The following is a 13,023-nucleotide window of genomic DNA, read 5'->3' as shown; positions in this document are numbered from 1 at the left end:
TCATAATAATGGCATTTGCACGAAACGATTCAGGAAAGAGGAAATAAATGAATAAAATTCAACGATCAGGGAGCAAAATAAAACAACGAAAATAAAAAAGTCTGGCGACTACATTAACCGCCAGACGGTGTTGCCTTAAGATAAATGGTGGACAGTTATTCCCACCAGATATCGTACAGCTCACTGGTTTCGACATTTTCCATGCCGTTTTGTGTTAACCAGTTAGCAATCAGGGTACGGTGCTCTTCGGTGCAGCTTCCGACTTTCTGCAGGCAGATAATACCTTCCCAGTCTAAATAACCGCTGCCACCAAAACCAAGACCATTAGGCTCAATGACTTCTTTAATCATGCGATTAATAAAAGCGTCAATGGTATCGAGATCGGTACCCTGAGCGAAATTCCAGTTAACGGTAAAACCAATTTCCTGAAACTCATCCAGATGTAATTTTTTACGTAAACGACGACTGCGCTGTTGAGCCATGGGTTCATCCTCTGAAAGAAAAAAGGAATCTTACTCGGATGTGGTGATAGCGTCCAGTCAGTCAGAGAATGAGGCCGAATATATCAAACTAAAGCTACTTTTTCTTATCCTCTTCATGAGGATGTTTTTTTTCATGCTTTTCGCGACGTTTTTCTTCCGGCGTTTTTAGTGGTTTTTTCTTCTGATCGTGGCTCATGATGTTTTCCCATGTTGAGTGAGTACATTAATGAGTTAAGACTGAGTTTAATGGTTATGCAAGTTAATGTAGAAAACCAACAAGTGGAAAGCACTAAAGGGAGCATAGTGGCTATCTCCCTTAGTTATTTTGATATCAAGCGTTATGAATAGAAAGCGATACGTACCAGTTTGTAAACACCATCTACCGGTTCAATCACCAGATTGTAACCATTGTCACTGTTCTCATGCTCAATGATATAACCTTCGGGGCTTACGGCATCAAGAACCTGACTTTGGTCTGCATCTCCCTGACGATATTGATTGGTTTTAATCAACTTCACCATTTCAACATCGAAGAGTTCATCATATTGAGAAAGAAATTCCGCTTCATTTTGAAAAATCATTGGAGAGTGCTCGTAATCGCTAAATGGAAAGTTCATCATTTTAGCGACGGCCTCTTTATCCTGAGTACTTACAGCAAGCTGTAAGTCATGCCAGAAAATGGTGAAATCTGAATGTTGATCAAACTGGTAGTGGCTCTCTGTAGCAGGCACTTCCTGTGCATTAATGACAGGAGAGAAGGAAATACCAAGCATAACAACCAAAGCGCCTATCATGTTTTTCAGCATAGTGAGTTACTGTCAGTAAGATATTATGAGATGAGTATAAATTATATTTGGTAAGTGGTTTATTAGCTGACCAGTAAATAATTTAGTGGTTATCACAAAAATATAAAAAATATCTGAACAGATTAAAATGTTGATTGCTGAATAGCAATCAACACGTGAATCACGAAGTGATTGCCGGATAATGAATGAGCGCTATTCGGTTTTTGGTGCGGCGTCCTGCAATGCATTGAGTACTTTAGAAAAGTCTTCAAAAGAGCAGAAACCATTGGTGTCGACAGGGCAATCAGCCATCTCCAATACTACTCGCTTAGGGGGATGATTTAAGGTTAATTTATCGCCGCGACGAATTTGTTCTCTGGTTTGATAAATATATTCAATCTTCATTAAATTTTTATCTGTAGCCTTATCTTTCCAGCGTTCAAAAACAATTTTTCCACCAATAGGTGTTTTCTCGAATTGGCCGGGTAGTTGATATGGCTTAATCTTTAATACTGAAAGTAAAGAGAAGACATTAGAGTCATGACCAACCAAGAGGTTAAATTTTGCCGGCTGGCGCATCACATCTTGAGTAAAGATAGCATTAATATATTTAATCAGCGGTGCAGAAACATCTTTGGCCACTAACGGTGAGCCGAACAGTACTTCACCATAGCGGTCTTTAATGTTAGCCAGCATTTTCCATTCACTGTCTGACTGTATGGCACCCCAGGCAATGTCCTGTGCCGGGAAACCCTCATAATATTGCAGAATGAACGCATCAGAAATGGAGGTGCCAATGCGCAGAGGACCACTCACGCCAGGTTCTTTATCTTTCTCTACGGTAAATTCGGCCGGTTCACTGTTTAAGTCACAGCGCTTATCGGTCAGGCAGACACTACCATTTTTATAATCGGTAATTTTACTCAGTAAGTCATAAGACGGCTTTAATTCCCGATTTAAACCCGTTAATCCATCAGCGCTGGCTTCTGTATTCATTGCCGCAAGTGCAGACTGTTTAAATGCATCAGAGCCATCGTGAATAATGGGGTTAAAGTTTGGATCCATCACTCCCAGCTCAGCCTGATGGAAAATCTTCACATCACATCCGGGAAATGCCCCCAGAGTAAAATATTGAGCGGTCGCCAGCGTTCTTTGCAGGCTGTTAGCATAGATAAAGGTATCTTTTGCCAGAGGACAGGTGTCCTTATTAAACAGTTTTTCCTGCGTTAACCAGGAGTTCACATATTCACCAAAATAGCTTTCCAGAATACCCCCCTTAGAAGTGAGATGACCGCCTTTAGTCTCCCATTCAGGCCAGCTTTTTGGTGTTGATATTGCAAGCACACTGCCGGAGTTAGCTAAAGGGGCGCGCAGGCCATGACGGCTGAATAAAACGACCTGTTCCAGTTGATATCCTTCAGGCGTAGCTGATACAGCAGGCAAACAAGGAAGAGATATCAGCAGACCACATAGCAACGTTCGGTAGTTGAATTTTTTTATCATGACAATATCCATATATTGATATGAAAGGGAGCGATAGTTTACCTGTGAAAAACCAATAATGTGTTGGTTATTGATCACAAAGAAGTTGAAATTATTTCATCCGAACAGAAAATGTGTTGCAATTTAACAGTCCAACTCTGTATTCCTCATTTGAGCAGGCCAGATGGCCTCTTCGGATGCATTAATAATGTTATCGTCTGCAAAGAGAAATCTATGTTTAATGCCAATGGTTCCATCATTGATGTGCCCGGAGTGAAAGTAGGCCATCAGCATGATATGACGTCAATGACGGGATGTAGTGTAGTCATACCGGAGCATCCTTCAGTATGTGGTGTCGATGTGCGAGGGTCTGCTCCCGGTACCCGCGAGACGGACCTACTGAGTGCAGTTAATGCGGTGGATAAGATACATGCTTTACTGCTCACGGGTGGTAGCGCTTATGGTCTGGATGCTGCAACGGGCGTGATGAAATATCTGGAACAGCAACAAATAGGTTTCGATGTTGGTGTTGGCGTGGTACCCATTGTGCCGGCGGCAGTGATATTCGATCTCTCATTTGGTGATGCAAACGTTCGACCCGATGCGGATATGGGCTACCTGGCGGCGCAAAGCGCCAGTAAAAGTAGATTCCCTGATGGAAATATTGGCGCCGGTACCGGGGCAACGGTAGGGAAGCTGGTTGGCGAGCGATGGCGAATGAAAGGGGGATTAGGCAGCGCTTCAATAACCCTCTCAAATGGATTAGTGGTAGGCGCTATGGTGGTGGTCAATGCCGTTGGTGAAATTCGGGACCCTGACACTCAACAGGTTCTTGCGGGAAGCTACGATGGTCAGGGGCGAGTTCAGGATATGCTTTCTTTAATGCTACAGAATGTGACCGATCCGGGTCCGGTAGGGACCAACACCACTATTGGCATCGTTGCCTGTAATGCCAATATGAATAAAACCCAAATGACCAAAATTGCCCAGATGAGTCATGACGGGCTGGCCCGGACTATCTATCCTGTTCATACCATGAGTGATGGGGATACATTATTTGCACTGGCGACCAGCGGTGTTGATGTTTCAGTCAATCTGTTAGGTACTTTAGCCGCAGAGGTGGTCGCCCGAGCGGTGGTAAACGGGGTGAAAGCGGCTGAAGGTGCGCTTGGGGTTCCTGCATGGCGGGATTTAAATAAAGAATAATAAAGATAAAGGAAGCGTTAATTAATGAATTTATTGGATATCACTTGTCGTTCTGTTCCTGCTTTGCCTTGGGGGTCTGGCGACAAAATTCCCTGGAACGATCCGGCATTTAGTCAACGAATGTTAGAAAATCATTTGTCGCAACAACATGACTGGGCCAGCCGTCGTTTAGTGGTAATTCAACAGCAGGTTGAGTGGATTTCACAGCAATTACCCGACAAACGGGCGAAAATATTGGATCTCGGTTGTGGCCCCGGGCTGTACACCGGGATGTTAGCTAAGTTAGGTTATCACTGTGTGGGCGTCGATTTTTCTCCCGCATCGATAGCTTATGCTACTGAGCAGGCCAAAAAGCAGCAAATGAATATTGAGTATGTGTTAGCGGATATTCGTGATTATCAGTCAGAACAAAAATTTGATCTGGTTATGCTGACTTTTGGTGAGTTTAATGTGTTCACTCCCTCTGATGCCGAACAGATTTTGACTAACGCCTCATCGTTATTGAGCCACGATGGTATTTTGGTGATTGAAGTTCATACCTACGATGAAGTTCGTCGACAGGGCGAAAGTTTATCATCATGGCAGAGCCATGAAACCGGGCTTTTCTCCACCAATCCTCATTTGTTATTGCAGGAAAATTATTGGGACAAACAGCAAGCTACCGCGACCACGCGTTATCTGATTATTGATGCACAATTGGCGGATGTTATGGAATATGGTGCAACGATGCAGGCTTATACTGAATCTCAATATCTGTCTATGTTCGAACACTGTGGTTTAAAGGCTACCAGTCAGTTGATGCCTGAACAATGGCCTGTAGGGGAGATGTTTACCGATAAGCTGGTCGTCTATGTTGGTCGCAAGTAGTTATTAGCGTGTGAGTAAGCATAAATTTGTGATTTCATTTTTATGCTTACTTAAATAAAACGGCACAGTAAATAATTTATTACAATTTTACTTGATTAGTTTTTTTTATTTTTTATTTATAAGTTTTTTATTTGGTTAATTATCCATTATTAAAGGGTTGTTTGATTTTTGCACCCTCTATTTTTCAGCAGTAAGCCATTTCTTTTCAATCATTTCATCAGAGGTCACTACCTCAAATCGTTTCTTGAAAAATTAATAGTTTAAATATTTTTTATTATTATAAATCAATTGATTGTTTTGTTTTTTTACATGAATTCCATCTGGAATTATATCAAAAAAAATAGTTAGATCGATAATATCGATCGAATAATTCAATGTGATAGTATTTATCTATCAAATGTTGTGGGTTTGTTTGATAATAACGATTTGTTGTTTCATTCAATTAACATTACCTTTCTACGGTAATAAATAATTCCTTAAAGAGTGTTTTAGGTATTAGTTAATGGGTTTGAAATGCTTTCTTTGTTTTGGGGTTCTTCACCTGATTAACTTCATAAGGGAATGATTTTATACATTTCATTGTGAATGATGATGAAAACTTAATGTGTTTTTTTAATGTCAATAGATATAAGTCCCAATAAAATGAATAACATAGCTTATTCATTAAAGGATGTTGTTAGTATTTAATGGAGTAGGATGGATTAGTATGGATAGGTCTTTGTATAAAAAGGAATATCAGGGAAAGTTCTCCGGTAAAATCTCAAAAAGTATCTTACAGAATCAGTTGGCCATGAGCGGCTTACTGAGTGTTAGTGTACTGTTCTTCCCACCGTTTGTACTGTCACAGGATATTGGCAGTCAATCTTCGCAAACGATAGTACTGAATGATGGTGATAACCTCAGAGCTGACCTTGAAAACAACAGTACGCTTTATGGTGTTTTGAACCGTTATAGCACGCAGGCTTCGATTAACCTGGCGAACGATGTCACCATTACCGCAGAAAAATCAACGGGTCAGGCTAAAGGAATTATTGTTGATGGTACTAACTCAACGCTGACGGCAAATCGCTTAACAGTAAACAGTAAGGGCTTGACCAGTACCGGTATTGATATTGGTGGTAGTAAAAACAATATCGATTTAGGTACCGGTAGCAAAATTACCGTTGAGGGGACCAATGATGCACAAGCTTATGGTCTTCGTGTTGGTGGTGCTTCAACGCTGAAAGCCGATGCATTATCCATCGAGACTAAAGGCGGCAATGGTGTTGGCGTAGGTGTGGATAATCAGGGAACGTCGGTGGATCTTGGCAGAGGAAGTTCCATAACTATCAATGGTCGAGGTAGCGTTGGCCTGTATATTTTTGGTGCCAATGGAAATGCTGCTAATGGACCAGCCCGTTTCAAAGCCACTGAACTCACTATTAATACCCAGGGCTATAGCGCCTATGGTATCAACGCTCAGAAAAATTCTGTCATTGACTTAGGTCAGGGCAGTACGATTAACACCGCCGGAAACTATGCCACAGGTATATGGAACTGGGGGGTGATTACAGCGGATGCATTAACCATCAATGCAACAGGCGCTGACAGTATCGGTATTGAAACCCGTGAAGGTGGTACTGTTACTGTTGGTGCTAACAGCCATATTTCATCAGAATTAGCAGGTGGAATCGTTGCTTCCGGCAATGGTGCCATTATCGATTTCACTGGTACCGAATCAGCCCGTAATACCATTTTTTCTGGTGGTTCCTATGGTGCTTCAGCGCAAGGTACTGGCTCTGCTATTCATTTATATAATACCGATGTCACTATTGACCGCCGGGGCGCATTGGGATTGGGGCTTTGGACACTGAGTGGTGGTGTAATAACGGCTGATGATTTGACGGTTAACGGTGCTGCGGCAACGCGTGGTGTTTATGCCATGACCAACAGTCAAATTGACTTAACGGGAAATACCACCATTACTATGGCTAATCCATTGGATATGGCAATAGCCACTCAGCATAATGATGGTTATGCAGCCAGCCGGATTAATGCTTCAGGAAAGATGACTATTGATGGCGGTATTCTTTCTCGTGGAGGCCTGATCAATATCAATATGGCTTCTGGTTCGCGCTGGACGGGACAAGCCTACAGTGATGGCGTTAATGGTGGTGCTCTGAATATCACCATGACGGATAGCCGCTGGAATATGATTGCTGATTCTAATCTGGATAATCTGGCGCTGAATAACAGTACCGTTGATTTTGCTGAAGATAAAACCGGTTCTTTACTCACGGTTAAGCAGTTAAGTGGCAACGGCAACTTTATTATGCGAACGGATATCGTAGGTGATGGCGATGGCGTCAATAACTCTGGTGATAAACTGGTCGTTACCGGCAGCAGTAGCGGTGACCATACACTGACTATTCTTAATCGCGGTAGTCTGGCGACCACCGGTAATGAAGTCTTAACCGTAGTGGAAACCTCGGATGGTCAGGCGACCTTTACCAATTCATCTCAGGTAGAACTGGGCGGTTATCTGTATGATGTGCGTAAAGCGGGAAATAACTGGGAGCTTTACTCCTCAGGTGTTTATGTTCCTCCACCAGAACCTGAGCCGCAGCCTGAGCCAGAACCGCAACCCGATCCGGATCCAAATCCGGCACCTAATCCCGATCCGGAAATAACCACTACGGCTGATGCCGGTGCTAATTTCCTGAACGTGGGTTATCTGCTGAATTATGCAGAGATGCAAACCCTGCTGCAACGTATGGGGGATTTGCGACAAAACAATGAGCATGGTGACATGTGGCTAAGGGGTTATGCCGGTAAATTTGACTCTTTTTCTGGTGCAAAACTGAGCCGTTTTGATATGGATTACAGTGGGGTACAGATTGGGGTAGACAAGCGTATCTCTCAGGAGCTACCACTGTTTATTGGTACGTTTATGGGGCAAACGCGGGGTAGTCCAAACTATACCAGCGGCGATGGTACAGTAGAATCGAGCCATATGGGGCTCTATGCCAGCTATATGGCACCTTCGGGATTGTATTTTGATGGCGTGGCAAAATACTCTCGCCTGAAGAATCAGTTTGATGTGCTTGATAGCCAGAATAACCATGTTAACGGTAGCGGTAGTTCCGATGGTGTAAGTTTCTCACTGGAGTCTGGTCAGAAATTTAGTTTGAACCAACCGGGGAATGGTTTTTATATCGAACCTCAGTTGCAGTTCACTTATAGCCATCAGGACGCCACCAGAATCAAAGCAGCTAATGGGCTGATGGTTGATCTTGGTAGCTATGAATCAATGATTGGACGCGCCGGAACCGTTGTGGGTTATGAAGTATTAAGTGGTAATAATGCGCTTAATGTTTATGTTAAAACCGGCTATCTACGTGAATTCTCCGGGGATGCGAACTATCGTTTGAATGGTTCTCTGGAAGAACATACCTTTAAAGGCAACTGGTGGAATAATGGTGTTGGCGTCAGCGCCCAGATAAATAAGCAGCATACTCTGTATCTGGATCTGGATAGCGCCAGCGGCAATAAGTTTAACCAGCGTCAGATTAACGGTGGTTATCGCTTTAGCTTCTAATCATTATTTATATTGTATAAAAGGCAGCGATTTATTCGCTGCTTTTTTTTGCCTTCAAAAACCCACTTTGGGTTTCGCCATTCCGTTTTTTAGTTTTTCCAACCCATTGTATTTCATTCATTATTGGCTGATTTTTTCCATCATATTGGAATATTTAATGCAAGAAAGTTGGATAAATAATATGCCGTGAGATGAGTATCACAAATTGGCAATTTGGTTATTGTTTGCCCGGTTAGACGTGATAAATATGAAGTCTAATATAGAAGAATGAGTTCCAATATAATGGAAATTGACAAAAAATCGAAAGTACCCGCACTGACCAGAGCGATCGATATTCTCAATTTTGTTGCAGAAAATGGACATTGCTCGGTAACGGATATTGCAACCAATCTTGCGCTGCCAAAAAGCTCGCTCTATCTAATGATTGACGAGCTGAGAAATCTTCGGTTACTGGCGCAAAGCGAAGATGGCTCTCTACGTTTAGGGCTGAAATTGATGGAGCTGGGCAGCCGCTCTGTTGAACAATTGGACCTGCGTCGTATCGCTAAAGACTATCTTACTCAATTAATGCTGGAGACTGGGTTAGTTTGTCATTTAGGTATTCTGGATGACAACGATCCTATCTATCTGCTGAAAGTAGACTCCAAAAGTACTATTCAGGTGCGCTCATGGGAAGGGAAGCGCCTCTCGTTATATAGCTCCGCCTTGGGTAAATGTTTATTAGCCTGGATAAGTGCCGAGCGGCAAAAAGCCTTGATTTCCGCCATTGAGTTCAAGGTCGTCACACCTTACACCTTAACCTCTGAAGAAGAGCTGGTGAATGAGCTGGCTCTTATTCGGCAGCGGGGCTGGAGCTTTGACAATCAGGAAGACCTGTTGAATATCCAGTGTATTTCCGCTCCGATATTTGATTCATCCAACAAGATTATTGCCGCGATATCAGCGGTAGGAACCACTTTGCAAGTTAATGAAAACAATTTGCAGATGTTAGCGGAAAGAGTAATGCATGCAGCAGAGCTGATTTCCAAAGAGCTGGGCCATAGTCACAAGTAAGGAGCAAAAATAGTCATGATTCGACCTTCTGGTATTTATAGCGCGATGCTGACTCCGTGGAAGAATGGGGTACCTGATTTAGCGGAGCTTAGAAAAATTGTTGATTTTCAAATTGAAGCAGGATTAACCGGATTATTCCCTGTGAGTTCGGTTGGAGAATCAGGCTTGATGTCGTTTGAACAGAAGTGTGCGCTGATGGAAACGGTTATCGATCAGGCCGCCGGACGAGTTCCGGTATGGTGCGGTATACCTGCCAGTACGGCACAGGAAAGCATTGCGCTGGGGAAATTTGCTAAAGAAAAGGGTGCTGCGGGTTTGGTTTTAATGCCACCGGTTTTTTATCGCCATTCTTCAGAGGTGATTGTTACCACCATGAAACAGATTATCGAGAGCACTTCGCTACCGGTATGTCTGTATAACATTCCATTCTTTGCCGATGCGATTACACCAGCAATGGTTGCTGAGCTGGCACAGTTACCAAACGTAGTGGGTATTAAAGACTCGGGAGGCAATGCCGTTGAATTTATGCAGATGCTTTCGCTCTGCGGTGAGGTCAATCCACAGTTTAATGTGTTGACTGGGCGTGAAGAGTTTCTTTATCCGTCACTAAAAGCCGGTGGTAAAGGCTGTATGACGGCAACGGCCGGTGTCTTACCTGAAGTTATGGTGAAAATATATCGCCTGACGATGGAAGGAAAAGATCAACAGGCTCATCAATTACAAATGGCTGCACTGCCCGTCATGATGATGCTGTCTTCATTACCGTTCCCACTGGGTTACAAACTGGGAATGGAAATAAGGGGATTCAACATGGGAGAAACACCATTCCCACAAGTTGATTCAGTAAAAGAAAAGGCTAACTCAATAAAAAATAAACTAGAGAAAGCCCTGCAACAACTTCTAAATATTGCCAACTAGCGAAACAGAGGATAACCATGAACTTACCTAAAATCAAACAGGTTAGAGCCTATTTTATGGGTGGAGCGACCGCAGAGAAAGGTTCTGGCGGAGCTGATTATCATGACCAGGGAGACAAACACTGGATTGACGATCATATTGCTACACCAATGAGTAAATATAAGCAGTATGAGCAATCCCGTCAGTCATTTGGGATTAACGTGCTGGGGACACTGATTGTCGAAGTCGAAGCTGAAAACGGTGTGAAGGGATTTGCCGTTTCAACCGGCGGTGAAATGGGATGTTTTATTGTAGAAAAGCACCTCAACCGCTTTATTGAAGGAAAATGCGTGTCGGATATCAAGTTGATTAACGATCAAATGATGAACGCCACCATGTACTATTCTGGCTCTGGCGGTCTGGTAATGAATACTATCTCCTGTGTCGATCTGGCGTTATGGGATCTGTTCGGGAAAGTGGTTGATCTGCCGGTATATAAGCTTCTGGGTGGTGCTGTACGCGATGAAATTCAGTTTTACGCTACCGGAGCTCGTCCCGATCTGGCAAAAGGACTGGGTTTCATCGGTGGAAAAATGCCGACCCATTGGGGGCCACATGATGGTGATGCGGGCATTCGCAAAGATGCGGCGATGGTTGCTGATATGCGTGAGAAGTGCGGCCCTGATTTCTGGCTGATGCTGGACTGCTGGATGAGTCAGGACGTGAATTATGCCACTAAACTGGCCCATGCTTGTGCACCATACAATCTGAAATGGATTGAAGAGTGCTTGCCACCGCAACAATATGAAGGATATGCCGAGCTGAAGCGTAATGCTCCTCCGGGAATGTTGGTTACCTCTGGAGAACACCACGGTACATTGCAATCGTTCCGTACCTTATCGGAAACGGGTATTGACATCATGCAGCCAGACGTTGGCTGGTGTGGTGGTTTAACCACATTACTGGAAATTGCCGCCATCGCTAAATCACGTGGTCAACTGGTGGTTCCACATGGCTCTTCTGTTTACTCACATCATGCGGTTATTACATTTACCAATACGCCGTTCAGTGAGTTCCTGATGACCAGCCCGGATTGTTCAACCATGCGTCCGCAGTTTGACCCAATCCTGCTGAATGAGCCGGTACCGGTTAACGGGCGTATGCATAAATCAGTACTGGATAAACCAGGTTTCGGTGTTGAGTTGAATCCGGCGTGTAACTTAACTCGCCCTTACACGCACTGATATTTGATTAGCCGTTAATTAAATAATAAGCCTGCCGATTAGACGGCAGGCAATATCAAACTATATATCATTAAGGATCTAGTCATGACTACGGTTCTCAACACGGCTGTAACTAAAACAAGGTGGCGTCTGGTTCCCTTTATGCTGACGCTGTATATTTTGGCCTTTTTGGATCGCGCCAATATTGGTTTTGCCAAGCAGTCTTATCAGTTAGATACCGGTTTAAGTAATGAAGCTTATGCGCTGGGCGCAGGTATCTTTTTTATTGCTTATGCCTGTCTGGGGGCACCAGCCAATCTGTTAATGAAAAAATTTGGTGCCAGAAAATGGATTGGTATCACCACGCTATGCTGGGGCGTTTTATCTTCAGCTATGGCCTTTTGTGATACTGAATGGAAATTCCTGACGGTTCGTACGTTATTAGGAGCCGCTGAAGCGGGCTTCTTCCCGGGAATGATCTATCTGACCTCTCAATGGTTTCCACAGCGTACCCGGGCTAGCGTTATGGGGCTGTTCTATATGGGGGCTCCGCTGGCATTAACACTTGGTTCACCGCTGTCTGGTGCACTATTGGAAATGCACGGTTTTGGCGGGCATCCGGGCTGGTTTTGGATGTTTATGATTGAAGGGGTTCTGGCCGTTATGGCTGGTTTCTGGACCTTCTGGTATTTGGATGACAATCTGGAAAAAGCGCGTTTTCTGACTGCTGAGGAGAAAAAGGCGTTAATCGATCAGATATCTAGTGAAGAGTCGAAGAAACAAACCTCAAGACTGATGGATGCGGTTAAGAATGTGCAGGTGTGGCATCTGGCTATTATCTATATGTTGATTCAAATTAGCGTATACGGCCTGATTTTCTTCCTGCCAACACAGGTTGCAGCATTGATGGGGACTACTGTGGGCTTTAAGGCTTCCATGGTGGCCGCTATTCCATGGATTGCAGCGATGTTCGGGACTTACTACATTCCTCGTTATTCAGACAGAACAGGAAACCGTCGCAATCTGGCAGCGCTTACGCTGGCAGTTGCCGGTATTGGTATCGGCGTGTCTGCATTTGCTTCACCGGTCGTAGCTATTATTGCGCTGTGTTTTGCTGCCGCAGGTTTTATTGCAGTGCAACCAGTGTATTGGACGATGCCAACCAGTATGTTATCGGGTGTGGCATTGGCCGCAGGGATCGGGTTCGTCAATATGTTTGGCGCTATCGGTGGTTTCCTGGCGCCGTTAATTCGGGTTAAAGCTGAAACGGTAATGAATAACTCAATGGCAGGTTTGCTGACATTAGCGGTACTGACTGTTGTCGGGGCTATAGTGATTATGGCGCTGAAGAAAGACAAAGTTGCCGACGCCACGACGGGAGTTGTTGCTGACGTTAAGTGATAATTTCTTGTTGAGGAAGAATAAGCCCCGATTTTCGGGGCTTATTTTTT

The 13,023-nt window shown here is 43.9% G+C and carries 10 protein-coding genes; 7 read left to right on the top strand and 3 right to left on the bottom strand.

The features are described 5' to 3' along the window. Positions 1-155 precede the first annotated feature (155 nt). The 3 genes from EKN56_RS09135 to agp form a co-directional block, all read right to left on the bottom strand. The gene (locus EKN56_RS09135) at positions 156-482 is read right to left on the bottom strand and encodes a YggL family protein (RefSeq protein WP_130591492.1); all 327 of its coding nucleotides are present in this window, start codon (positions 480-482) and stop codon (positions 156-158) included. A gap of 338 nt (positions 483-820) precedes the next feature. Then, positions 821-1,288 carry a hypothetical protein gene (locus EKN56_RS09130; protein ID WP_130591491.1) on the bottom strand — a complete coding sequence of 156 codons (468 nt, stop codon included), beginning with the start codon at positions 1,286-1,288 and terminating at the stop codon, positions 821-823. Between the two features lie 192 nt (positions 1,289-1,480). Further along, complete coding sequence (agp, locus tag EKN56_RS09125) at positions 1,481-2,770, bottom strand: bifunctional glucose-1-phosphatase/inositol phosphatase (protein WP_130591490.1); 1,290 nt, start codon at positions 2,768-2,770, stop codon at positions 1,481-1,483. 213 nt (positions 2,771-2,983) lie between these two features. On the opposite strand from agp, the gene EKN56_RS09120 reads away from it, so the two are divergent. The 7 genes from EKN56_RS09120 (at position 2,984) to EKN56_RS09090 (ending at position 12,973) form a co-directional block, all read left to right on the top strand. Beyond that, positions 2,984-3,955: a P1 family peptidase gene (locus EKN56_RS09120; RefSeq protein ID WP_130591489.1), complete on the top strand. Its 972-nt coding sequence runs from the start codon at positions 2,984-2,986 to the stop codon at positions 3,953-3,955. 24 nt (positions 3,956-3,979) lie between these two features. Beyond that, positions 3,980-4,822, top strand: coding sequence for a class I SAM-dependent methyltransferase (locus EKN56_RS09115; RefSeq protein WP_130591488.1), 843 nt, complete (start codon positions 3,980-3,982; stop codon positions 4,820-4,822). A 706-nt stretch (positions 4,823-5,528) separates the two neighbouring features. Further along, positions 5,529-8,399, top strand: a complete 2,871-nt coding sequence (locus EKN56_RS09110; RefSeq protein ID WP_407656540.1) for an autotransporter outer membrane beta-barrel domain-containing protein — start codon at positions 5,529-5,531, stop codon at positions 8,397-8,399. 282 nt (positions 8,400-8,681) lie between these two features. Further along, a complete protein-coding gene (locus EKN56_RS09105) occupies positions 8,682-9,452 on the top strand; it encodes an IclR family transcriptional regulator (protein ID WP_246020020.1) in 771 nt (256 codons plus the stop codon). A 15-nt stretch (positions 9,453-9,467) separates the two neighbouring features. Then, positions 9,468-10,370, top strand: a complete 903-nt coding sequence (locus EKN56_RS09100) for a dihydrodipicolinate synthase family protein (RefSeq protein ID WP_130591487.1) — start codon at positions 9,468-9,470, stop codon at positions 10,368-10,370. Positions 10,371-10,387: 17 nt separating this feature from the next. Beyond that, positions 10,388-11,593, top strand: coding sequence for an L-rhamnonate dehydratase (gene rhmD, locus EKN56_RS09095; protein WP_130591486.1), 1,206 nt, complete (start codon positions 10,388-10,390; stop codon positions 11,591-11,593). Positions 11,594-11,677: 84 nt separating this feature from the next. After that, on the top strand, positions 11,678-12,973 hold the full coding sequence (locus EKN56_RS09090) for an MFS transporter (protein ID WP_130591485.1): 1,296 nt from the start codon (positions 11,678-11,680) through the stop codon (positions 12,971-12,973). Positions 12,974-13,023: the final 50 nt, after the last annotated feature.

It is taken from the genome of Limnobaculum zhutongyuii, from assembly GCF_004295645.1.
GTDB classification, from domain to species: domain Bacteria; phylum Pseudomonadota; class Gammaproteobacteria; order Enterobacterales; family Enterobacteriaceae; genus Limnobaculum; species Limnobaculum zhutongyuii.
Note: the sequence above shows the minus strand (reverse complement) of the source record. Positions and strands in the feature narration are given on the sequence as shown.

Excerpts from the sequence above, each read along its gene's own strand:
- agp (WP_130591490.1), bottom strand. The coding sequence starts at position 2,770 with ATGATAAAAAAATTCAACTACCGAACGTTGCTATGTGGTCTGCTGATA.
- EKN56_RS09100 (WP_130591487.1), top strand. The coding sequence starts at position 9,468 with ATGATTCGACCTTCTGGTATTTATAGCGCGATGCTGACTCCGTGGAAG.
- EKN56_RS09110 (WP_407656540.1), top strand. The coding sequence starts at position 5,529 with ATGGATAGGTCTTTGTATAAAAAGGAATATCAGGGAAAGTTCTCCGGT.
- EKN56_RS09130 (WP_130591491.1), bottom strand. The coding sequence starts at position 1,288 with ATGCTGAAAAACATGATAGGCGCTTTGGTTGTTATGCTTGGTATTTCC.
- EKN56_RS09090 (WP_130591485.1), top strand. The coding sequence starts at position 11,678 with ATGACTACGGTTCTCAACACGGCTGTAACTAAAACAAGGTGGCGTCTG.
- EKN56_RS09105 (WP_246020020.1), top strand. The coding sequence starts at position 8,682 with ATGGAAATTGACAAAAAATCGAAAGTACCCGCACTGACCAGAGCGATC.
- EKN56_RS09115 (WP_130591488.1), top strand. The coding sequence starts at position 3,980 with ATGAATTTATTGGATATCACTTGTCGTTCTGTTCCTGCTTTGCCTTGG.
- EKN56_RS09120 (WP_130591489.1), top strand. The coding sequence starts at position 2,984 with ATGTTTAATGCCAATGGTTCCATCATTGATGTGCCCGGAGTGAAAGTA.
- rhmD (WP_130591486.1), top strand. The coding sequence starts at position 10,388 with ATGAACTTACCTAAAATCAAACAGGTTAGAGCCTATTTTATGGGTGGA.
- EKN56_RS09135 (WP_130591492.1), bottom strand. The coding sequence starts at position 482 with ATGGCTCAACAGCGCAGTCGTCGTTTACGTAAAAAATTACATCTGGAT.